This is a genomic window from uncultured Bacteroides sp., from assembly GCF_910578895.1.
Lineage (GTDB): Bacteria > Bacteroidota > Bacteroidia > Bacteroidales > Bacteroidaceae > Bacteroides.
The window spans coordinates 1-832 of the sequence record NZ_CAJTSC010000111.1 but is presented as its reverse complement, the minus strand read 5'-3'; the positions used below and the strand labels follow the sequence as shown (position 1 = coordinate 832).

Genomic DNA, 832 nt, shown 5'->3' with positions numbered 1-832 from the left:
TCAGTAATATCCATTTCTGTATTTTCGTTCTTCTCGAAGTACTTGTTATCGTCACTTTTGTAGATAACAGAATCAACCAAAGCAGACTTCTTTAACTTACCCTTTTTGACTAAGTGTAGTTTCTCCTGCTTTATCTGTTCTAGTAACTCTCCGGCAGTTCCTTCTTCTGCAATCTGTGGCACAAGCTTACCTTGAATAGCTTCTTGAAGAATAGACTTCTTTAGTTTATCGTCTATACTTTCATTGAGATTGTCCAAATCCTGCTGGGCTTTAGCATACCGCTGAAACATAGGAGTAAGGCTTGTTAATTTTTGCACAAGACGAGACTGCTCTGCTTTCGGAGGAATTGGTAAAAGCATCCTTCCTAATGTTTTTCCATTACAATTGGGTTGTGCGGTAGCAATGGTTCCTGACTTCAATTGTTCCCAATACAATTGGCTTTCCATAAACACTTTAAGATATTGTGGACACAACTCTTGTGAATATCTTGTTCTTATGAGATAGCCAGCATATATGGCTGGTTCAGGAACAGACTGAACTAAAAATGATTTACCCACAGTTCCACCAGTTCTTGCAAAAAGAATGTCATTCTCTTTGAGTAGATAAGTATCAATATCACAAGCTTCTATATTGCAAAATGGAACATTTTCCCATTGAACTACATTATCATGAATATCACTGATTCTGACCATCTTTATATCACCTCGTTCAAGGGCAGGGGCATTATATCCATATTGGATTGACAATGCAATATTACCCCATCTTTCCCATTCCCACCCCTGCGGAATCTCAAAGGGAATCTCCTCATCAATACACTTCACCTCGCCCGTAG

Annotated in this window: 1 protein-coding gene; it reads right to left on the bottom strand. The window is 38.7% G+C overall.

The window, feature by feature from the left end:
• A partial coding sequence (locus QZ327_RS14365) for a restriction endonuclease subunit S (protein WP_294620412.1) occupies positions 1–832 on the bottom strand: 832 nt, incomplete at both ends.